At 47.5% G+C, this 22,395-nt stretch carries 14 protein-coding genes and 1 pseudogene; 11 read left to right on the top strand and 4 right to left on the bottom strand.

The genetic code is table 11. The features are described from left to right. Window positions 1-49 precede the first annotated feature (49 nt). Complete coding sequence (locus ACMVP2_RS21710) at window positions 50-1,750, bottom strand: response regulator (RefSeq protein WP_416865079.1); 1,701 nt, start codon at window positions 1,748-1,750, stop codon at window positions 50-52. A 51-nt stretch (window positions 1,751-1,801) separates the two neighbouring features. Then, a complete protein-coding gene (locus tag ACMVP2_RS21705; RefSeq protein ID WP_416865078.1) occupies window positions 1,802-4,228 on the bottom strand; it encodes an aminotransferase class I/II-fold pyridoxal phosphate-dependent enzyme in 2,427 nt (808 codons plus the stop codon). A gap of 132 nt (window positions 4,229-4,360) precedes the next feature. On the opposite strand from ACMVP2_RS21705, the gene ACMVP2_RS21700 reads away from it, so the two are divergent. The 5 genes and pseudogenes from ACMVP2_RS21700 (at window position 4,361) to ACMVP2_RS21680 (ending at window position 9,180) form a co-directional block, all read left to right on the top strand. Beyond that, window positions 4,361-4,741, top strand: coding sequence for a hypothetical protein (locus ACMVP2_RS21700; RefSeq protein WP_339792738.1), 381 nt, complete (start codon window positions 4,361-4,363; stop codon window positions 4,739-4,741). 24 nt (window positions 4,742-4,765) lie between these two features. Continuing rightward, complete coding sequence (locus tag ACMVP2_RS21695) at window positions 4,766-5,248, top strand: YkgJ family cysteine cluster protein (protein WP_416865077.1); 483 nt, start codon at window positions 4,766-4,768, stop codon at window positions 5,246-5,248. A 114-nt stretch (window positions 5,249-5,362) separates the two neighbouring features. Continuing rightward, complete coding sequence (locus ACMVP2_RS21690) at window positions 5,363-6,217, top strand: DUF6089 family protein (protein WP_416865076.1); 855 nt, start codon at window positions 5,363-5,365, stop codon at window positions 6,215-6,217. 172 nt (window positions 6,218-6,389) lie between these two features. Continuing rightward, window positions 6,390-8,812: pseudogene (locus ACMVP2_RS21685) on the top strand (penicillin acylase family protein). Continuing rightward, complete coding sequence (locus ACMVP2_RS21680) at window positions 8,809-9,180, top strand: hypothetical protein (RefSeq protein WP_416865075.1); 372 nt, start codon at window positions 8,809-8,811, stop codon at window positions 9,178-9,180. Before ACMVP2_RS21685 ends, ACMVP2_RS21680 begins: the two are co-directional and overlap by 4 nt. Before the next feature lie 55 nt (window positions 9,181-9,235). On the opposite strand, the gene ACMVP2_RS21675 is transcribed toward ACMVP2_RS21680, so the two are convergent. Continuing rightward, window positions 9,236-9,916: an ABC transporter ATP-binding protein gene (locus ACMVP2_RS21675; protein ID WP_151998560.1), complete on the bottom strand. Its 681-nt coding sequence runs from the start codon at window positions 9,914-9,916 to the stop codon at window positions 9,236-9,238. Between the two features lie 78 nt (window positions 9,917-9,994). Continuing rightward, on the bottom strand, window positions 9,995-11,977 hold the full coding sequence (locus ACMVP2_RS21670; RefSeq protein WP_416865074.1) for a CocE/NonD family hydrolase: 1,983 nt from the start codon (window positions 11,975-11,977) through the stop codon (window positions 9,995-9,997). 150 nt (window positions 11,978-12,127) lie between these two features. Between ACMVP2_RS21670 and ACMVP2_RS21665 the strand changes: the two genes are divergently transcribed. The 6 genes from ACMVP2_RS21665 (at window position 12,128) to ACMVP2_RS21640 (ending at window position 22,375) form a co-directional block, all read left to right on the top strand. After that, window positions 12,128-14,569, top strand: a complete 2,442-nt coding sequence (locus ACMVP2_RS21665) for an ABC transporter permease (RefSeq protein ID WP_416865073.1) — start codon at window positions 12,128-12,130, stop codon at window positions 14,567-14,569. A 263-nt stretch (window positions 14,570-14,832) separates the two neighbouring features. Continuing rightward, complete coding sequence (msrB, locus tag ACMVP2_RS21660) at window positions 14,833-15,330, top strand: peptide-methionine (R)-S-oxide reductase MsrB (protein WP_416865072.1); 498 nt, start codon at window positions 14,833-14,835, stop codon at window positions 15,328-15,330. 497 nt (window positions 15,331-15,827) lie between these two features. After that, window positions 15,828-16,703, top strand: coding sequence for an alpha/beta hydrolase (locus tag ACMVP2_RS21655; RefSeq protein ID WP_416865071.1), 876 nt, complete (start codon window positions 15,828-15,830; stop codon window positions 16,701-16,703). Window positions 16,704-16,968: 265 nt separating this feature from the next. After that, window positions 16,969-19,263: an aminotransferase class III-fold pyridoxal phosphate-dependent enzyme gene (locus ACMVP2_RS21650; RefSeq protein WP_416865070.1), complete on the top strand. Its 2,295-nt coding sequence runs from the start codon at window positions 16,969-16,971 to the stop codon at window positions 19,261-19,263. A gap of 144 nt (window positions 19,264-19,407) precedes the next feature. Beyond that, window positions 19,408-19,755: a PadR family transcriptional regulator gene (locus tag ACMVP2_RS21645; RefSeq protein WP_416865069.1), complete on the top strand. Its 348-nt coding sequence runs from the start codon at window positions 19,408-19,410 to the stop codon at window positions 19,753-19,755. After that, the gene (locus ACMVP2_RS21640; RefSeq protein ID WP_416865068.1) at window positions 19,748-22,375 is read left to right on the top strand and encodes an ABC transporter permease; all 2,628 of its coding nucleotides are present in this window, start codon (window positions 19,748-19,750) and stop codon (window positions 22,373-22,375) included. The genes ACMVP2_RS21645 and ACMVP2_RS21640 overlap by 8 nt, the downstream gene beginning before the upstream one ends. Window positions 22,376-22,395 lie beyond the last annotated feature (20 nt).

The raw sequence follows: 22,395 nt of genomic DNA, 5'->3' as shown, positions 1-22,395 counted from the left end.
CCTGCTTAAAGGCTGGCAATGTGTCACACAACATTGAATTGAGCTTGATCTATTCCAGCACATTTTTCAACGCTCTAAAAATGGATAATTTGGTAAATGGCTTGCCAATATGATCATCCATGCCAGCTTGCCTGCTCCTGTCTATATCTTCCTTGAACACGTTGGCCGACAGGCCAATGATCGGCAAATTGTATCCCAGTCTCCTGATAACCCGTGTGGCTTGAAGTCCATCCATCACGGGCATCTGAACATCCATTAAAATGGCATCGTAATCGTTCGCTTTCAGCATTTGTACTGCTTCCTTGCCATGTACGGCGTATTCGACCGTTGCTCCAAACTTGTTCAGCACCCTCCCTGCGAGTATACGATTCATCTCATTGTCCTCCACCACAAGCAACTTGTACTGCGATGTGAACTCAAGTTTTTCAAACTTTTCTACCGCTTCTTTTACCGGTGATTCGGCGATATCCACTGCGAAGTCAAAATTGAACTCAGAGCCAGGGTTTTCAGCAGTGCCTATCTGAGAGGGGCTGCCAATACTGATTTCGCCTCCCATCAAATGAATAAGCTCTTTTACTATCGACAAGCCGAGACCTGAACCACCAAATCTCCTTGTAATGGACGAATCGGACTGCACAAATGCCTTGAAAATATCATTTTTGACACCGTCCGGAATACCGATACCTGTGTCGGAAACACAACCTCTGATCATTGCTTGTTTGCCATCGCCAACAGGGGAAATGCTTAGCTTGACACTTACTTTTCCTTTGCTGGTAAATTTCAGAGCGTTTCCTACCAGGTTTACCATTATCTGATTTACACGGGTAGGGTCGCAATACACATGGGAAATTTCATCAAAGTTCTCAAACTTGAGATCAAATGCTACTCCCTTTTCGTTGGCCATGTATTTATATGGCTGAAGAGAAGAGGTCATAGTCTCTTTGAAATGAATGGGTACGTGATCAAACCCGAGCTTACCTTCTTCTATCTTGTTAAGATCCAAAATATCGCTTAAAAGCTTCATCAGCGTTTGCCCTGAACTTTCAATCAATTGAAGGTACTCCTTTTGCTCATCGGTAATGCTCATCCCTATGAGGTATTCGGTAAACCCAAGAATCCCATTGAGAGGCGTCCTTATTTCATGGCTCATATTGGCCAAAAAGCTGCTTTTCATCCGATTGGACAACTCCGCTGCTTCTTTACTTTTTTTAAGTTCAGCCTCAATCTGTTTCTGAACAGTCATGTCCTTGGCTACGAGCAGTAGCCCGGCAGGCTCACCTTTTGAGTCAATCAAAATGGAGCAGGAGGTGCTAACCGGCGTTTCTTTTCCAGATTTGCCCACCACCATGCCTTCAATATTGTGAAGACTGCTATCATCTCTCAAGTGCTCCAGAAAACCCAAAGGCTCAGCAGAATCGGATTTGAAAACTTGTGACAAATTCTTCCCAACCAGGTCATTCTCCGAGTAGTCGAGCAACTTCGTGACGGCACCATTGACTCCCTGAATAAGGCCATTTTCTTTTACTATGATGACCATGTCTACGATACCATCATAGATGCTTTTCAGGTAATTGCGGGACACAGTGGAACTCTGAAGCTCTTCACCCAGCATATTTATCCCGGCAATAATGGCGTCGACTTCATCAAAATCATCCGACGGTATTTCTCTGGCATTCAAATCCCCGGAAGCCAGCTTAACAATTAAGGCATTGATTTTATCCAGTCGATCATCATCCGTAATTACACTCATTTCTGATACGGTCATAAGATATTATAAGAGAGTAAACTAATTCCTTTTAAATTAAGCCTGACTCACTGCCAACAGCTCAATCTGTTCCATATTGAAGTTGTCCTTGATTTGGACAAACGCCACCTTTGGATGCACACTAGCGCCAAATTTCTTCTTCTCAATCGTGGCCGAGATACCTAATCGCAGCGTTTGATAGCCAAGTGTGTTTGCTTGCTGAAGGGTTCTGTAAATAGTTTGCCTGTAGATATTGTACTTTTCGAGATATTCATAGTCCATTCCTATCAAAAGGAAGGTATATACTCCAGCATCGTTCCGGTAATTAAAAGCAACTGCAACGGGTTTCTGGTTATTATCGAATTCAGGCTTCAGTCGCAGCACAACAAACTCCCACCCGGCTTCGCCTGGCATCATCTGGAAAAATTTATCTGGATAGTCAAACACATTAATTGCAAAGTTCCTGTTCCTGACATTTCTAAACAGGTTCTGAAAATGTCTCATATCCTCTTTTGAGGGTGCACTTACCACCTCAACGTCAAACATATGTTCATACTTCAGTACATCGTAACGTATGTGGCGACGTGAGCGGGTTGACAGGCCCTCAAGGAATTCGTCTGTGTTTTTCCATCCAAGCTTGTCAATTACACAAGAGTCAGGAACATCAACTTTCACAAAGCCCTGGTCGTGAAACACCTCCTTCAGTTGAGGGTCGTTATCATCAAAGTCTCTCAAATAGGTGGCGCTTATTTTCTCAGACTCCTGTATTTCACCGACCTTTCCAATCATGATCCTGACAGCTTCTTCCCACTGGCTATGCTCCTTATTCAGGTAAAAGTGGTTGCCTTCGGTCATCAACGAACCCATCACAAGTGTTTGTGAAGTCAGCAGGTAGGGATTATATTTTCTATCCTCTTCAAGTTGAATGGAAACACCAGCCTGGGCGAATATATCATCCTTACAGAGTGCACTTGAGAAGAACGTAGCCAAAACTGGCGTTCCTTGGCCGTCCCTCACCATCAGATAGTGGAATTTCCAATTTTCCTCAGGAAGGTCGTTGCCAGAAAATGCTTCTTCAATGAATTTCATACCCTTCCAGTCGACAGACATATTTTTGCTGATAAGCCTGTTCCACTCTTCTTCTGGAAATGCTTCTATGGTTGAGCTCACCTGCGCTGTAAGCTCCGAAGTGACTTTTGCTTCTACAGTAGCCTTCTCGCTCAACAATGGCATTTTAAATGATTTGCGCACCTCGTTCTCTGTTTTGCCCTCGTCTTCCAATGCCTTCGGGTAGTGGTAGTCCATCGCCTCCACAAAACCTTCAATGTCTGCTTCGCTGTTGTGGCAAGAGATGGTAAACCGAACCCCTGTATTTTTCACAGGCACTGCCGGAAACACACCCAGGTTAACATAGTACCCTTCTTTCATCAGCCGCTCCACAAAATTGTAGCCTGTGGCTGGCATACCGGTGCCTATAAAGAAAATAGGGCATTCATTCTCGACCACCAGCGGAAGGGCAGTTTGCCGAATAAGCTCATTGCAAAACTCAATCTTACCAGCTAACCGCTGCTGCATGGCATATATCTCATCCGAAAGGTGAATTTTCGCTGAAGCAATAGCAGCCCCAAGCATGGGCGGTTCTATTTGCACTGAGAAAGTAAGAGGACCACCGAATATTTTTACTTTGCGTCGCATTTCCTCTTCGGGAAAAACAATGAGCCCGCCGGTGGCACCAAAGCACTTGCCCATGGTTGCGCAGAGCACCATTTTTCTATGCATCTTAACCTGGCTCATAATAAAGCCTGTGCCGTGCTCACCTGCCCAGCTCATTCCATGGGCATCATCCACGTACAAGTAAAGTTGGTCATATTTATCAGCCAGCTTTTGCATTTCCTTTATCGGAGCCACATCGCCATACATAGAATACACGCCATCGGCCATGTACCAGATGCGGTTGTATTTAGAGCGCAACTCCTGTATTCTTTCCTCCAGCATTTCGAGGTTGCTATGGCGGATAATCTCTACCCGCACTCCTTTTGGTTTCAGCATTTGCACGGCGCTTTGAATGCTGGCATGCACTTGCTGATCCAGAATAACAACGTCGTCGTCTCTTATAATAGAAGGTATCACTGTGATGTGCCCAAGGGTGCTATTCTTAGTGAGAATAACAGGATAACCATACATTGTTTCTATCAAATTTTCCAACTCGGCATATAGTGGTGATGACACATAAGTCTTTGACATAGGAAATTGAGTACCATATTTAGTCACGGCATCAATCACACCAGCCTTCAGCCTGGAGTCTTGTTCCAGCCCCAGATAACCGCATGTGCCAAAGTGCTTTAATTCCCTGTCGTTGATCCTTAGGGTTGAGCCTGACAAAGAGTCTCCCTGAGAGTGAAGGTGAACAATACCTTTGTTAGCGGCACTGCTAATAATATCATCGATCGTATCCAGTAAATGATTGTGACGTGTTTTAGCCATGAGAAAAATAGTTTACTTTTGAACCTTACTTGCGATTAGTTTTTGTTATTTACGATCCAAAATTACTCTGCCATCCATCCAGAATATGGCCTAATGACCTGACAACCCTACATCCGTAACAGAGTAAATGATATGATAGAAAACCAGTACATAAAGATTTGGACAGAAGACGATATCATGTTTGGGTATTACAAAGTGGACGAGGTCGATCTGGAAGTGGCCAACCACATGATTACTACCCGTGTAGAAGCCTGTGACGGGAAAACTTATCCGTTCCTGGGGGATGTTTCAAGTGTAAAAACAATCACAAAGGACGCTCGTTCGGCATTTGCTGAGGGGGATGGAATCAAAAACATGAACGCTTGTGCGCTGGTAGTAGGGTCGCCCGTCAATCGGCTGCTGGGCAACTTTTTCCTCAGTGTTAGCAAACCCACCATACCTACCAGGCTCTTTACCTCACAGGAAGATGCTTTGGCTTGGCTTTCAACATTTAAAAAAGAAAAAGTGGATTAGTGGGTGTTTCCTTACATTCATAAAATGGATTTAGAACGGTTCGCTTCTGACGCAATCAGTAAAAAACCAGGATTTCAGAAGTTTATTTCAAAAATTAAAAGAAAAAGAACTACCCATTTGGACGATCTTTTTCATTCACTTCATGAAGAAGTGTTTGAAGAAGTGGATTGTTTGACCTGCGCCAATTGCTGCAAGACCACCAGCCCCATTTTTATCGGAGCCGATATCGACAGGATATCCAGATTTTTAAAAATTAAGCCATCTGCGTTTACCGAACAGTATTTAAAAATTGACAATGAGGGCGACTACGTGCTGAAAAGCTCCCCCTGCGCCTTTCTGGGTGCTGACAACTATTGCTCCATATATGAAGCCCGCCCCAGAGCTTGCAGAGAGTATCCCCACACAAACAGAAAGAAGATGCACCAAATCCTGGATCTCACTATGAGGAACACCCAGGTTTGTCCGGCCGTGCTGCAAATTGTAGAAAGGCTTGAGAAGGTAATATAAATTTTAGGCATCTGTCAGGGTTAAACCATGTTGGCTGGTTTATGAAAATATGGCTTAAAATGAGGGCAGTTGTCCTTAAAATGTAAAACATTTCCTATTTTCGGCCTTAGGCGTATGAAAAAAGCTATCCTCCTTGCCATTTTATTGATCCCTTTTACAAAGGTGTCGGCCCAGAATTTTTTATCCTGGCAATACAACGATCGTTATTTCAGTCTGACTGCCGGAACCGGGCACACACTATACCTGGGAGAGCTGAACAACGGAAAGGGGTTTCAACAGGGGCTTTCTAACCTCAACCTTGGAGTTGAGTGCCGCTTGCTTACCCGGTGGGCAGCCAGGGCTGAGTTTGTCTACTATAATATATCGGGTAGCGACACCTATGCTGAAGACAGCAGCTTCAACAGGCAACGCAACCTTTCTTTTCGTTCCAATAATTTTGAAGGGCAATTGGGGGCTATGTATTACTTCAAGCCTTATAACAAAATCTATCATCAGAGAAGAAAGTTTGAACCGTACGCACATGTTGCGGTGGGGGTGACAACCGTAAACCCCAAAGCTCAGCTCGACGGGAAATGGGAAGCCCTCCGCCCCCTGGCAACTGAGGGTACTACCTACAAAGGAACTGCCATCGTTATTCCATTTGGTGTGGGAGTAAAAGCCAGGATTAACGAGTTCATCAACCTGGTTGGCGAAGTCGGCTACCGCTATGCATTTACCGACAGGCTCGATGATGTGTCCGAAAACTACGGGAGCGGTCTTTCCGGCAAAGCGCTCGCCCTTTCTAACAGGAAAGATGAAATAGACATGGTAAATGAAACGGCCTACGAGGCCATGATCCCCGGAGCAAAGCGAGGTGAAGCCGGGAATGATTCTTACCTGCTGTTGCAATGGAAACTTGAGTTTTACCTTCCCACACACCTTTTCAAAGGTGGTGAAAGCTGGTTCTCCAAGCCTTCTGCTTTCCATTGAAACGACAAAGCAGCAAGCAACATCCTTGCTTAGCGCCTCGTTGTCAATAACCCCTGCGGTCGTTGATCAACCGGCAACGACCATCTAAAAAAACATCGATCACATTTTTTGACGAATCTCTGAAGACCTTTTCAAAAGTGTCTATATTTCGACGTAGAAACCCAGCCCCAGAATGAAAGTATTTAAGTTTGTCTTTTTCACAATAATAACGATCGTTCTTGTAGTCGTTCTGAATTCCAAAAATGGCAATATCCCACCACTGGGAAAGTTCCTTAACCCGATGAGTGGCTTCTGGGCCAACAGCGAATACACTGCTATCAAAGCACCAGAGCAGCTAACTCTGGAAGGCCTGGAAGAGCCTGTGAAAATATACTGGGACAAAGACTTAATTCCGCACATCTTCGCTGAAAACGATCATGACCTCTACTTTGCAGAAGGATATACTATCGCCTTCCACCGGCTTTGGCAAATGGAGTTTCAGCTTTACAAAACAGCCGGCTGTCGGAAATTCTTGGCCCCCTCACCCTATCGCTTGATCAGCAGCAACGAAGAAAAGGACTTGCCTACAGTGCCAGCTGGATGCTTGAGGAGGTAAAAAAAGACAAGGCCATATACGAAATGCTTCAGGCGTATAGCGACGGCGTAAATGCTTACATCGCCACACTGGACTACAAAGACCTCCCAATAGAATATAAACTGCTCGACTATGAGCCAGAACCATTTAGCCCATATAAAATATGCCTGCTACTCAAAGAAATGTCGGATCAGCTTTCTTCGGGAGAGGCCGACCTTGAAAACACCAATATGGTGAGGCTCTTGGGTAAAGACACGTTCGATTTTTTGTTTCCTGACAGAGACCCAGGCATCGATCCAATTATTACCGCAGGCACTAAGTTTGACTTCGAACCCTTAAAAATTGCTAACCCCAACGACTCTCTACCACTTGCAAAAGTAAAGCAGGTCATCAGCAAACCCGACCCAAAAAACGGCAGTAACAGCTTTGCCGTGGCGGGTAACAAAACAGCGAGCGGCCATGTGTTGCTGGCCAACGAACCTGACCTTGGCCTCAACTTGCCCTCCATTTGGTATGCAGCACACCTGCATAGCCCGTCAGTAAATGTAATGGGCGCAGTTTTTCCCGGATCGCCCGGCATCACCATTGGGTTTACAGATTCCATCGCTTTTGGATTCACCAACGCCAAGAGAGATGTGGCAGACTGGTTCTACATCCAATTTAGAAATGACGACCGTGACGAATACCTCTACGACGGTAAATGGCTGAAAACACAGAAGGTGATAGAAGAAATTATTGTAAGGGGAGAGGACACTAAGTATGACACAGTGATTTACACCCATTTTGGGCCTGTTACTTACGACCGAAACTTTAAAGGCAACGGCGAGCAGGTGAATTTTGCTTTTAGGTGGACGGCACACGACACGTCCAACGACTTCCGTCTATTCTATCATCTCAACCGGGGCAAAAACTACAACGACTACCTGGAGGGGCTCAAACACTACTCAGGCCCTCCTCAAAACATTGTCTACGGAGATGTACACGGCAATATTGCCATGTGGGTGCAAGGTAAGTTCCCTGTAAAATACCCCGAGCAGGGAAAATTCCTGATGGATGGCCGTTACAGTAAATACGACTGGGGGCCATTCATTCCTCAGCAGCAAAACATCCACGAACTCAATCCGGCCAGGAATTTCGTGAGCTCAGCTAACCAGCACCCGGCAGATGCCACCTACCCCTATTATGTTTACGACTACAATTACGAGCACTATAGAAACAGGCGAATTAACGACCGGTTGAAAATTATGCAGGGCATTAAGCCAGAGGACATGATGAAGCTGCAAAACGACAACTACAACTACCTCGCCTACGAGAACCTGACTTTTATGCTCGACAGTCTTGACACGGGAAAAATGGTTGCCCGCACACGGGAGGCTTATCAACTGTTACGCAAGTGGGACTATTTTAACGACCCAGAAAGAGTGGCGCCGGTCTACTTCGAAGAGTGGTGGGATCAGTTTTATGCAATGCTCTGGGATGAGTTTGACACAATGAGTGTAGCGGCCTACAAGCCGCACAACTACCACACCAGTGTGCTCATGAAAAACAATCCTGCTCTCGCTTTCGCCGATGTGCTCGGCACCTCACGGAAAGAAACGATACGGGACGTTTTGTCAATGACTTTTGCTTCCTCCCTTGATAGCGTTGAAAGCTGGAAAAGCAGCCACGCTGTTGACCTCACCTGGGCCAATTTCAAGAGCACGACCATTCAGCATCTCATGCGGCTGGAACCATTCAGTGTGAGCAATGTGCAGATTGGTGGCAATCATGGCATAGTCAATGCTGCCAGCCGAAGGCACGGCCCGTCGTGGAGGATGGTGGTGGAGCTGGACAAGGCGGGCGTAAAAGCCTGGGGAGTTTACCCCGGCAGCCAAACCGGCAACCCGGGCAACCCGACTTATGCAGATATGGTCACGCCCTGGGCAACCGGTAAATACCTCAGCCTGCAATTCACATCCCAGCAGGCTGATCTCGCCGCTGATGCGACGCTTGTTCAAACGCTTAACCTTTCGAAAAAATGAAACTTATTATAAAAGTAATGCTCATTGCCGGATTGGCTTACCTGTCAGGCCTGTACCTTCCCTGGTGGGGAATGGTGGTGATGGCCGCAGCTGTTTCCTTGGCAATTCCCACGAGCAGCTTCGGCGCATTTGTTAGTGGTTTTATTGGGGTTGGTTTGCTGTGGATGGTTATTTCATGGAAAATTGACATCGAATCACACAGTATACTTACTGCCAAGGTGGCTGCACTGTTCAAAGTGGACGATCCCATTTACCTGGTGATTGGCTCCGGCTTCGTAGGAGCCATTGCTGGCGGGCTGGGATCGCTGTCGGGCAACAGCTTCCGCCAGATATTCATCAAGAAAAAGAAAGCCAGCTTCTATAGCTAAAAAAATAGCCAGCTGCTGCGCAACTGGCTACAATAGACCATCTCTTTTGAAGGTTCTATTTTTTGTTTTGAACGTCGCTAACGATCATTCCGTCTTCCAGCTTCACTATACGAGTGCCGTATTCAGCATACGCCTCGTTGTGAGTTACCTGAATAATGGTCATTCCCTCTTCGTTCAGTTTCTTGAAAAGCTCCATAATATCTTTGCCCTGCTCGGAATGCAGGTTGCCTGTAGGCTCATCGGCCAGAAGCAACTTCGGTTCCCCCACAATAGCCCTGGCAATACCTACCAACTGCTGCTGCCCACCTGAAAGCTGCTCAGGGAAGAGATCCTTTTTTGCCACCATCGAAAAACGGTCGAGCATTTCTGCCACCATGCTGGAGCGCTCCTTACCCTTTACTCCACGGTACAACAAAGGCGTTTCAATGTTTTCATACACAGTCAGCTCATCAATCAGATGATACGCCTGAAAAACAAACCCAATATGGTTTTTATGTAGCTCAGAGGTCTTTCTCTCACTGAATTTATGAACAGGCTCATCAAGGAAATAGTACTCGCCAGCGTTTGGCTTGTCGAGCATACCGATGATGTTCAGAACGGTCGATTTCCCCGAGCCTGATGGGCCCATGATGCTGACAAATTCTCCTTGCTTTACCTCCAGGTCAATCCCTTTAAGTATAAATACCCTCTGAAATTTAGAATCGACGTACTTGTCGATGTTTTGCAGTTTGATCATTATTAGTCCTTTTATTTTGAATGGTTGAGTATACGGAAATTCATATCAAAACGACGAACAATTTAAGCAAAAGCTGCATCAGTCTCCAAACGGAATGACAGGCAGCACAATGTGCGAAGGCTGTTCCCTGGTCATATAAACGGTGTTTGTAGCCACTTTCTTAGCGGTAGCCATCCCTTCGGGCTCGCCTGTATTGAAGTTGAGGTCAAAATGCGGGAAATTACTACTCGATATGTCCAGTCTTACGCTATATCCCTTTTTGAAAAGGTTGCTGCTGGGAAATGGTTCTATGGTAATGGGATATACCACCCCGGGTGTCATAAGCGTCGGCCTTTCCCATGAATCTCTGTACCTGCATCGTAAAATTCCGTCGGTAATATTCATCGCAAAGCCGTTTGGATAGTCTTCGGACGGCGGATACACATCGACGAGCTTCATGGTGAAATCCGTGTCCACACAGTTGGACGATACCCAAAGATTGGCGAGTATATGCCCTGTTATCTCCATGTCCTGCTCCAGCGGCTCTGTTTGAAAACTGAGCACGTCCGACCGATCCGACAGCTTTCTGCCTTCTCTTTCTGACCCAAAAAACCTCTCACTCTCCACCTGGTCAAAGGCACCACCCTCCATAATAGGCGCACCCGACGTAATGTTTCCTCCGATGCTCGGTACGGGATGGTCGGGGTCGTATGTAAATGAAAGAGGCTTGCCAACTGCGGCTAGCTCACTTCGCAGCCCTCCTTCACTGCCCAAATAAAGTTTCAACTCCTGCGCTTCAGGTATTGGCCATTGCTTAGCAAACCTCCACTTCCCACCATGGTCAAGCCTTCCCTCAGCGTTCTTCCTTCCGCTGCCCCCTCCCATCACAAATACCGCTACCTCTGGCTCTTCTTTGGTGCCGTTATTGTTTCCTTTCATCCATTGATCAAACCAACGCAGCCTGGCGGTTAGGTAGTCGGGTGACAGGTTTGTATCCAGGGTGGCTTGGGCCCCAAAATCAACATCGCCAGCGTGGGTGAAAGACCTCCTGCCATGCATCCACGGCCCAATGATGAGTTTCAAAGGTCCCTTGCCCAGCTTCTTCATGCCCAGATAATTATCTATAGCCGTTCGGGGATAGGGATCGTACCAGCCACTCATGTGCACCTGGGCTGCGTTGGGGAATTTATCATAGTAGCCCTGCGCATAAATGCCGGGCTGCTTCCAATAGTCGTCGAAATCGCCATGCCGCCATTGTTCGAACACATAGTCTTCATATTCAGGCACGGCAGTTAAGGGAGAATTACCTGGCTGCCACGGCATTTTACTGAACCAGCTATGGACGTCCATGTTTTTATAGGTTTCTTGAATCACCGGATCTTTCAATGCTTCCGGGTCTTTCGGGCCATTTCGAATCGCCCAGGTGACCTGCTTGAGCTCAAAAGCCCCACCCTGCCGAATGCCGCCCTGATAGCTGTTGGAGAAGCCGCCCGAGTCGAGCCACATCGCCACTACCCCCGGAGCTCCGGCACTGGCCAGCGACGCCTGGTTGTGAGCGGCATATGACAAACCCATTGTGCCGATCTTCCCGTTGCACCATGGCTGCTTTAAAATCCATTCGCATGTATCGAAACCATCGTTTGGGTCGGACAGGTACTTCACATACTCACCTTCGGAATTATAACGGCCACGGCAATCCTGGTAGACTACAATGTACCCTTCTCTGACAAAGAATTCAGCAACCTCCACCCTGTTCTTGTAGGTTTTAGTGTCTGCGGCTGTCACCTCTGATACCACCGGCAAATGCTTACCGTAGGGTGTTCGCTCCAGAATGACAGGAAAGGCTCTATCGACTCTCCTGTCGCCTTTTGCAGGAAAATAAACGTCGGTGGCAAGCCGTACCCCATCCCGCATGTCGATCATGATATCATTTTCGACAATCGCATCGAAAGGTTTATCACTTTCTTGTTTGCAGCCCACAAGTACTCCGCCGCCATACACCATCAGCCCCAGCAACCCAGATGTCCGCACAAACTCCCTGCGGCTCAATTCTTTATCAGTAAGCACTCTGTGTATTGGCATTTGTTTTCTATTTTGGAGTAATCGTGGCCGCCACTGCCGTCAACTGATATAAAAATAGTGACACAAGGGAATTGATTTCCACCATTAGCGTAATAAAAGCAACCTTTTTCACATTAATTCGCTCATACAGTAACTCAAAATTCAAAGGACATGCTTAAGAACTACTTCAAAGTGGCGATAAGGAATCTTCTGCGTCACAAAGCCTATTCTCTCATCAATATTCTTGGGCTGTCTATCGGCCTCACCTGCTGCCTGCTGCTTTTCATTTATGTGCAAGATGAGTTGAGCTATGATAAGTTTCACACCAAGAGTGAGCGTATCTACAGACTCAAATACGAAATCAATGGATTCAATCTCGCACGAAGTCCTTTGCCGATTGCTCCGAACCTTGTCTCATTTTTTCCCGAAGTGGAAAAAGCGGCAAGAATGTACAACAGGGACGCCAGTGTCGAAATCGTAGATCAGGCCGGTAATAAAAAGCAATTCGAAGAAGGCAGGATTTTCTTCGCAGACAGCACTATTCAAGACATTTTTACTTTTGAGTACGTGGCTGGCGACCCCGCATCAATGCTCAGAAATCCCTTTTCTGTTGTGCTAACCGATGAGGTGGCTGAGAAGTATTTTGGAAATGAAAACGCCATAGGTAAAACCATTTATCTGGCAGGCAATCACCCTTTCAATGTAACGGGGATAATAAGAGACTTTCCCAGTGCTTCTCATGTTCATTTCAGCATGATCGCTCCGTTCGACAACCTATTTGACATAGAACAGGGCAATGGCCAGGAGCTGAAGCAACGACTCAACCAAAATTGGGTAGCCTCACACCTATACACCTACGCACTGCTGAAAGAAGGGGAATCAGTGGAAACGGCCAATGAACGGTTCGAAGCTTTCTATGATAAGTTTGTTCCTGAAAATCTCAAATTAGGTCAGAAATGGTCGTTCTTTCCTATGTCGGACACCCGCCTGTATGCCAATCTTGCTGCAGACCCCGAACCAGTGTCCAGCATCACTTTTGCATATATTTTCTCAGCCATTGCCATTTTGACGCTGCTCATTGCCTGCATCAACTTTATCAACCTGTCCACTGCCAAGTCGCTGCAACGGACAAAAGAAATTGGCATGCGTAAGGTATTGGGCGCCTGGAAAACCCAGTTAGTCATACAATTTTTAGGCGAATCGCTTGTGGTAAGCCTGGTAGCGGCTTTCATTGCTTGCGGGCTCTCATTTTATTTGCTGCCTGCCCTGAATACGCTTACCGACAAAGAGCTGGTATTTGGTGACTTCATCACTGCATCCAATGCATTGATGTTTCTTGCTCTGGTTCTCATAACAGCCATCGCTGCCGGGCTGTACCCCGCATTCTTTGTAACTAAAATCGATCCGGCCAACTCGCTTAAAGGCATTCTTTCAAACAAAGGAAAAGCGGGTCTGTCGTTTCGTAAGGTCCTTGTAATTGTTCAGTTCACCGTTTCCATCATACTGATCTCAGGTGGTATTATAGTATACCAACAAGTCAACTTCATGCGCAATCGACCTATGGGTTTTGAAAAAGACTTCATAATTAACGTGCCTCTCTTTAGCAATAATTTCAACAATGCTTTTGGCGGCGTTGAAGGCAACATGAGGCAACGAATGAACACCTTCGAAGACGAAATGATGAGGAGCCCCAATGTCTTGGCGTCCACCCTTTCCGATAATCCACTAGGCTTGGGATCTGTTTATCGGCCTGTTGTTCCCGATGGACATACAAGAGAAGAAAATATCATAGCGCCCGTGCTATCGGTAGACTATGACTTTATCGATACCTATGGTCTGAGCGTTGTTGCCGGAAGGGACTTTGACAAGTCGTTTGGAACTGACCACCTCAATGCAGTACTCGTTAATGAGTCAGCCGTGAAAGACTACGGCTTTGGTTCTAATGAAGAGGCCATTGGCAAAAAATTCACGGTAGAAGGAAATGACTGCCAGGTGGTTGGAGTAATCAAAGACTTCCATTTCATGACTTTGCAGCAGCCCATAGGGCCGTTGGCGTTTCGTGTATCGGTGGCCAACTTTACCATGTTCTCAATTAAAGTTCATCAGCAAAACCTGCCTGCCACCATTGCCGGCATAGAAGAGGTTTGGACCAGGCACTTCCCCGAAAAGGCGTTTGAATACTCCTTTCTCGATGAAACGCTCGCATCTTCATACCGTAATGAAGAGCGACTTGGAAAAATAGTAGGCTACTTTGCCGGTATTGCTATCCTAATTTCCTGTTTGGGCTCGTATGGTCTGATCATGTTTCTGGCACAGCAGAAAATGAAGGAAATCAGCATACGTAAGGTGCTGGGTGCCACCATTGGCAACATCGTCTTGCTACTGTCCAAAGGATTTGCTCTGCTTGTTTTGCTTTCGCTGTTGATTGCCGTGCCCGTGGTTTACTACTTTATGGACGGGTGGCTTAGCGACTTTAGCTTTCGCATCAATATCGGGCCGGGAAGCTTCCTGCTGGCAGGCGGTCTGACGCTTTTGATCGTCGGCCTGACCATCAGCTATCAGGCGATCAAAGCAGCTTATTCGAACCCGGTGAGCACGCTGAGGAACGAATAGCTGGGTAAAAAAACAAATAGCAAAAGGAAAAAAACAAAGAAGTTCCAAATTCGAAATTGAAGGGCAACTCCACCGATCGGTAATTTGGCAGTAGGCCTAAGTCTGGAGCTTTGTATTTGATGTTAATTTGCCTTTTTGGTTTTTGAGTTTTGTTGTTTCCTTGTTCATGCGTTCAGTCTTCTTCGTGACGTTTGGATCGAATAAACTGAACCAGGTAAACCAACATTCTTGTTAACTTCGTAGTTATACAAAAAAAGAAGACCATGAAGAACATACTCATACAAATGACAGGCCTTGCCTTGTTGGCCTTCGTTACCAGTTGCCAGGCACAGGGACAGAAAGAGGCAGCCGCCAATGCTGGTACGGGAGAATTCAAGTTAACAGAAGCCCAATGGAAAGAAAAGCTGACGGCCGACCAATACTATGTGCTGAGAGAAAAGGGAACTGAAAGGGCTTTCACTGGCAAATACTGGGACAACCACGAAAAAGGAGATTATGTGTGTGCTGCATGTGCACTTCCACTATTCAGCTCTCAAACCAAATTTGAGTCTGGCACCGGATGGCCAAGTTTTTACCAGCCACTGGAAAAAAAGAACATACTGGTAGGCACAGACAAGTCGCTTGGAATGATAAGAGACGAAGTGCTATGTGCCCGCTGTGGTGGTCACCTGGGTCACGTATTTCCCGACGGCCCCAAGCCAACCGGACTGAGGTATTGCCTGAATTCGGTGTCGCTCGAGTTTATAGCTGCGAAGAAATAAAGGAGGCCGAAAAAAAACAAATAAAAGAGGCAAAGCCCAAATAAGCTCCAAATTCGAAGGGAAACAAACTTACAAGTCCCATGAGATTGCGTTTGCCCATGCTTGGTGGGAAGCACTGGTTCTCATTCCAATTGTGGCGCAGCTTGATGAGTGCGGAAGCAATCTGTTTATTAGAATTTTACCCCTTATAAATAGATTGCCACGGGCCATTAGCCATTGACCTGGGAAAGAACTACATAATGGCCTCGCAATCACCGTTCGGCAGCAACTGCCTTTCAAAATTTCAACCTTCCCCTTTTGAGTTTTATTTGATTTTTGTCTTTTGATTCTTGGTATTTCGCCGCTTGGCTGTAATTTCCTTTTCAAAAAAAGGAAACATGAAATAGCCGTAAGGAATACCTTACCCAACGGAATGAATAACCTGTCAGCAGACTAAGATCTATTCCGTAATGGTACAGGCTATTCCATCTGGCCGCTAAAAAGTAAATTTTACACAGATGAAATACCTACTCTTACTCGGAATCATTTGCATATCGATGAACAGCTTCGCTCAGGAAAAAATATACCTCTGGCCTGACGGTGCTCCCATGGCCAAAAGCAAAGAAGATGCCGATCAGCCCTATATGATGGCTTACAATCCTGCTACCAAAAACGCACAGAAATCCGCAGTTGTTATCTGCCCCGGCGGAGGCTACGGGCATCTGGCAGACGACCACGAAGGCAAGCAGGTGGCCAAATGGTACAACGACCGTGGCGTAACTGCCTATGTGCTCTACTACCGCCTCGGTTTTCACAAAAGTGGTTACACTCACCCGGTACCCCTGATGGATGCAGAAAGAGCACTAAGAATGGTTAGAGCCAATGCTGGTAAATGGGGGCTCGACCCCAACAAGGTAGGCATCATGGGCTTCTCCGCCGGCGGGCACCTGGCGTCCAGCCTTGGCACACATTTCACTGATGGTGACAAAAGCAGCAAAGACCCTGTAGAAAAAGTCAGTTCCAGACCGAACTACATGGTGCTGGGCTATCCGGTAATAAATATGGACGATAGCTTCACTCACCGGGGTTCTATGTTCAACCTGCTGGGCGACTCGCCCAACAAGGAGGAGCAAACCTTGATGTCGAACGAAAAGCAGGTAACCAACCTCACTCCGCCTACTTTTCTGGTGCACACCACAGAAGACTCGGCCGTGCCCGTAGAAAACAGCCTTTACTTCTACCTGGCCCTGAAGAAAGCAGGAGTGCCTGCCGAAATGCATATATATGAAAAAGGCGCTCATGGCCTGGGTATGGTCAACACTAAAAACGAAATATTCAATTCCTGGGCAGACAGGCTGGCCGATTGGCTGAAAGTGCATCAGGTGATTGATTAACCAGTTTACTAGATTTGTCGTGCCACCAGCTTAGGCTGTGGGCACGACAAATACCCCCAAATCTCTAAATCTAAAAAGGTGAAGTCTCCTCCCAAATAAAGCTCTCGATCTTAATTGCCCCCGACACGGCTGGCGGGAGAAAAATGGTGGAGGGGTGCGGGACAAATGGCCCGTGCGTTAATTTTTCGATGATTTTTGGTTACTTTTCATCCTAGGAAAAGTAACAGCCCGTCCGGCTTGAGGACAAAAGCACAAATCATACCTGATGACCGATAAGTTTGACGTTCTTTTATTGATCAAGGAACACTACAACCTCGCCTGCACCGACTTCAAAAGCCTCGAAGGCTACGACAGTACCAACTTCAAAGTCTTAACGGAGAAGGGCACCTTCTTACTCAAAATTTATCAGGAAGAGCCTGGCCTTGAAGAACTGCTGGATGCCGAGAATAAAATTCTATTGCTTCTCAACAATGAGCTGCCGGGCTACTTCTCCAACCTCATCGCCAATGTCCGGCAGGAGCTAGTCACCATCATCCAAACTAACGGAGGCGAAACCGTATTCCTGCGCCTGCTCACCTTTCTTGAAGGCTCTTTCTTTGCCGAATCAAGCCCAAGTACTGCCCTCTATTACTCATTGGGCCAACTTCTTGGCAAAATGGACAAGGCGTTAACCGGGCAATACTACTCAGCGGTTACTGCTAAAGACTTCGACTGGGATTTGAAACTATACTCACGCAACCTTCAGCATGCCTCCCACATCGAAGATTCAAAAAAACGCAAATGGGCTGAGTACTTTTACTTGCAGCAAAAAGAGGTGGTGGATCCTCTTCTTCCCTCTCTGAGAAAATCTATCCTTCATGGCGATGCCAATGACTGGAATCTACTGGTGAGTGACGACAAAGTCACCGGCCTGATCGACTTTGGCGACATGTGCTACAGTCCTCTCATCAACGAGCTGGCCATAGCGCTTACCTACGTGATGTTTGAGAAAGAAGAACCGCTGGAATGGGCCATCCCAGTGCTGACCGGCTACAACGAAGTCATGCCCCTCCTTCCGCCGGAGGTCGACCTACTGTTTTACCTCATCGGCACCCGCCTGGCGGTGAGTGTGAGCAAATCGGCTTACACAAAAACCCTGAAGCCCGACAGCGACTACATTACTATTAGCGAAAAACCAGCCTGGGAGCTTCTGGAAAAATGGGTTCGAATGAATCCCAGACGGGTCAGTCACGAGTTTCGCACAGCTATTGGCTTGCCTCCGACTATTAGCGACAACACCGATGAGCTGCTGAGCAAAAGGCTTAAAGTAGCTAGTAAGGCATTGTCCATCAGCTTCGACAAGCCCGTCCACATGGTGAGTGCCGCCTTTCAGTACATGCACGACGACCTGGGCAACACCTACCTCGATGCTTATAACAATATTCCGCACGTAGGGCATTGCCACCCAAGGGTTGTGCAGGCTGGTCAACAACAGATGGCCCGGCTCAATACCAACACCCGCTACCTGAGCAAGGTGTATAACAACTATGCAGAGAAGCTGCTGAGCAAGTTTCCGGCTAAGCTATCCAAAGTCTTTTTTGTTAATTCCGGCAGTGCAGCCAGCGACCTGGCACTGCGGCTGGCCCAAACGCACTCCCGCAAAAAGGGCATTGTGGTAATGGAGCACGGCTACCATGGCAACACCCGGCAGGTGATCGACATCAGTCATTATAAATACAACCGCAAGGGAGGCCAGGGAAAAGCAGAGCACATTCTGGAAGCCACCCTGCCCGATACCTACAAAGGCCAGTACACCCAGAACGACGGTACGGCAGGCAAACAATATGCTGCCGATTTGATCGCCAGAATAAAAGCAAGTGATCTTGACATCGGAACTTTTATTTCTGAACCTATCGTTGGCTGCGGTGGACAAGTGCCGCTGGCCAAAGGCTACCTGAAAGAAGTGTACACCTATATGCGGGCCAATGGAGGTGTATGCATCAACGATGAGGTGCAAACTGGTTTTGGCCGACTAGGCAATTACTTCTGGGGTTTCGAAATGCAGGAAGTGGTTCCCGACATTGTGATCCTTGGCAAGCCAATTGCTAATGGCCACCCGATGGGGGCTGTTGTTACGACTGAGGAAATCGCTGCATCCTTCGAAACAGGAATGGAGTTCTTCAGTTCCTTCGGTGGCAACCCAGTGTCGTGCGCCATTGCCCATGCCGTGCTCGACGTGCTGGAAGAAGAACAACTGCCTGAACACGCACAAAAACTTGGCACCTATATCCTCAACGGTTTTGAGAACCTGACCAGGAAATACGAATGGGCAGGCAATGCCCGGGGGCAGGGCCTGTTTCTGGGGCTGGAATTGGTGAAAGGCAAGGCCAAAAAAGAACCCTTCACCGAGCTGGCTGCCTTTGTGAAAAACAAACTCAAAGAGCAGAACATCCTCATAGGTACCGATGGGCCCTTCGACAATACACTGAAGATCAAGCCACCCATGTGCTTCACGCAGGCAAATGCAGATGAGCTGCTACAGGCGATTGATGAGGCGCTCGGTACCTGGACCATCGCCTAACCCGCTCTCGTGCCGGCACTCCCCACTACCAGCCAGTTAATAATCAAGCCATTCATGAAGTAGTTGCTAACGGACTTTTTCACAGGGTCTGATTTGCGTTTTCGTTATACATTGATTATCTATGTATAAAGACTTCTTAAGTATATGGATTTTTCCAAATCATTGATTGCTGCTTCCTCCAAACCTCTCATCCTCGGTATCCTACAGCAGGGCCCCAATTACGGATATGATATTATCCAGCAAGTCAAAACCCTCTCGGGCGGACAACTGGAATGGGCCGACGGCATGCTGTACCCTGTTCTCCACAGGCTGGAGAAAGAAGGATTGGTCACCTCACAATGGAACCAGTCGGACAATGGACGTCACCGCAAGTACTACGCCATTACCGAGCTTGGCAAGGCGGCCATTCATCAGGAGCAGGAACACTGGCTGGCTATGCACCATGTACTCCAGAAGCTTTGGTCACTCAACTCAAAAACTTCACATGGATAATCAACAACTCATCGAACGCCACATCACTCAGTGGCGCCAACAACTCCGAAAGCAAAAGAACCTGGAAGATGGCGTGATCGCCGAATTGGAAGATCACCTGCGACAAAGTATTGAACGGCTGCAAACGCAGGGCAGCTCTGCAGAAGAGGCCTGTAAAAAAGCCATCGAAGAGCTGGGCACTCCGGCCGACATCAGTGAAGAAGAGCATTCAGTACAATTCAGGTACAACGGCTCCTACTGGCCACTGCTGGGCAGTTATTTCCTCATTGCGCTGCGCAACATCCGACACAGAAAGTTCATTGCTTCCATCAATGTGCTCGGCCTTACCCTGGGTGTGGCTGTAAGCCTGTTGCTGGGTGTTTATGCTTACGACATCATCACCTATGACCAGTTTCATGAGAACACAGAAGATATCTACTTCCTGTACCGCACCCGTTTGACCCCCGAGGGTGGAAAAATGGATGTGAGCGACACCTGGGCGCCACTGGCGGAAGAAGTACAAAAAGCGTTTCCCAGTGTTTCTTCTATTGGTCGATTTGTTTTTGCCGGCGAAACGACGATCCGCCATGGGGAGCAGGAGTACAGCGAGGGCGTGACTTTCAGTGAACAGGGCATGTTCGATATGTTTTCGTTTCCGATGCTCCACGGGGACAAAGGTCGGGTGTTTGAAAATCCAAGGTCGGTAGTGATTAGCAGTGAGGTGGCTAAGCGAATCTTTGGAGACGAAGACCCATTGGGCAAAACAATTGAGGTGGCCTTTAATGAACCAATCACTTATGAAGTCACCGGGGTACTGGACAAGATCCCGTTTAATTCCAGCTTCGACTTTGATATTGTCATCAATCTGGAGTCAAGAAGGCAGCAATGGACTGAGCTCGGCTACTTTGGTTGGGACGCTTCTTTTATGTTCAGCTTCATCCAACTTCGGAATGGGCAGAACCCGAAAGCCCTGGTTGAGCAATTCCCCCAACTAGTGGAGAAATTTGTCACTCCCTCTGAGCGGGGCACCCTGGAGCTGATGCCTCTGGCCGACTATTACGACTTCAACACGGGACAGCAGCAGTACGGCTACTTTCTGGGCTATATTTCTATCGGGCTGCTGCTGATTGCCTTTTTCAACTTTGCCAATCTCAACGCTGCCCAGTCGCTTGGCAGGTTCAAAGAGGTAGCAGTGCGCAAAACGTTTGGTGCCGGGGGCAAAGACCTGGTTCTCCAGTTTACCGGAGAAACTACGTTTCTTTTTGCCGTCGGTAGTATTCTGGGCATAGCATTGGCTTTTATTCTGCTACCCTATTTCATCGACCTTTTTGGTCAGCAAATGTCACTCGCATTTCTGTTTGAGCCCCTGCCATTGGTCAGCCTACTGGCAGGCATTATCGGCCTGGGATTGATAGCCGGTATTTACCCTACCCTCACCCTTTCTAAGTTGAAAGCCGGAGAAGTAATGCACGGCAGTACCTCTCTGAAGCGGAGCGGCTTTGACCCAAAAAATATTCTTGTCACCTGCCAATTCGCAATTGCCGTGATGCTTGTCAGCGCTGTACTGATCATGTATCAGCAAATCAACTTCATGAAGACGGCAGACATGAATTTCGATCCCGACAATGTACTGATCATCAACGCACGGTCAGGTGAGGGTGAAGAAAATGAACAGCGGTGGGCAGCTTTCCGAAATTCGCTCGAAGCAGTGCCTGGCGTGAAGTCGGTGAGTGCTTCCAACTCCGCACCTGGCAGGTACCGGGGGAGTTTCGTGTTGGTGCAGTCTGAAGACGCCAGAGACCGTGCCCCGCTCGACTGGCGGTTCGTTGGCGTCGACGACAAGTATTTCTCCACCATGGACATTGAGTTTGTGGAAGGCCGGGATTTTGATATTGATATGCGCTCCGACCAACGCAAGTCGGTTATCAACCAGGCTGCTATGAAACAGCTGGGCTGGGCTTCGGTTGAAGGCCATAAGCTCATGTTTCCTGATTCTGATGAAGGATTCGAGGTGATTGGGGTAGTAAAAGATTTCAACTTCAGCTCCCTGGCCAATGCCGTAGAACCCGTCATACATGTGTTCCGGGGCAGAAACAGCAACCGCTACAACATGCTGCTGGTACGGCTCAATGCCGTCGGACTCAGCGAAACCATGGCTCAAATTGAGGACGCCTGGAAAGGCTTTGAGGCCAATCACCCGATTGACTACACCTTTGTCGATCAGCAGTTCCAAAACCTCTACGAAACAGAAGAACGTATAGGCTCTATGACACTCTATGCTACTTTTATGGCCATCCTGGTGGCCGTGCTGGGTATTCTTGGCCTGGCGAGCTTCACTGTGGCACAGCGGATGAAAGAAATGGCCATCAGAAAAGTATTAGGTGCTTCTGTAAAACAATTACTCATGATCCTCCTAAAGCAAACAACACTTCTTCTCCTGGCAAGTCTGCTCATTGCGGTGCCACTCAACTACTATGTAATGAACGACTGGCTTGAGGGATTCGCTTTCCGAATCAACCTTGGGCCTTTCGCCTACTTGCTGGCGGCTGGCATTGTGATGGTGACCTCATGGGTTGTTTTAGGTAGCTATGCGCTAAAGTCATTGAAGACAAATCCGGCCAGCACATTGAGGAGCGAGTAGACCGGACGGACTGAAAGAGT

The organism is Imperialibacter sp., assembly GCF_048007035.1.
GTDB lineage: Bacteria > Bacteroidota > Bacteroidia > Cytophagales > Cyclobacteriaceae > Imperialibacter.
The sequence above is the reverse complement of the archived record's forward strand: the minus strand, read 5'-3'. Positions and strand labels throughout refer to the sequence as shown.